At 58.6% G+C, this 626-nt stretch carries 1 protein-coding gene; it reads right to left on the minus strand.

All coding sequences use genetic code 11. From position 1 onward, the window contains the following. On the minus strand, nucleotides 1-626 hold a 626-nt coding region (locus tag PspCFBP13508_RS27320; RefSeq protein ID WP_178084512.1), incomplete at both ends, for an immunoglobulin-like domain-containing protein.

The following is a 626-nucleotide window of genomic DNA, read 5'->3' on the forward strand; positions in this document are numbered from 1 at the left end:
CTGGCGCTGAGCGACAGATTGGTGGTGTCGTTGACATCCGTAACAGTGGTCGAAACTGGTGTTTTGTCCGCCACCAGATCTTCGAAATTGCCGCCGCTGACGTTGGTGATCGAGTTGGTGATCGGCGCATTACCGGCCAACGCATCGTTCGCAGCAACAGCAGTTGCAGTGCCAGTAGTCTGACCGACACCGATGGTGATGGTCTGACCGTTAGCCAATGTCACGACGACAGGCGAACCGGTAACCGGAGCGCCGACGGTAGCGGTGTAAGTCACGGTGCCGCCTTCAGCCACCGAAGTATCAGCCGTCAGTTTGACGGTCGAAGTATCGATGGTGTCAGTGACCTGAGTGACCGCTGGAGTGGTGCTCGGCACGAGATTTTCGAAGTTACCGCCGGTGGCGCTGGTGATCGTTGCCTGAACGGAACCGGCATCTTTGTAGACGTCGTCGGACGGTGCAGGAACAGTTGCGGTGCCGGTGGTTTCGCCTGCTTTGATAGTGATCACGGCGCCGTTCGACAACGTGACTGTCACAGGCGATCCAGCGGCGTTGGTCAAGGTCGCGGTGTAGGTGATCTGGCCACCTTCAGCCACCGAGTTGCTGGCGCTGAGCGACAGATTGGTGGT

Source organism: Pseudomonas sp. CFBP13508, from assembly GCF_005233515.1.
Lineage (GTDB): Bacteria > Pseudomonadota > Gammaproteobacteria > Pseudomonadales > Pseudomonadaceae > Aquipseudomonas > Aquipseudomonas mercuritolerans.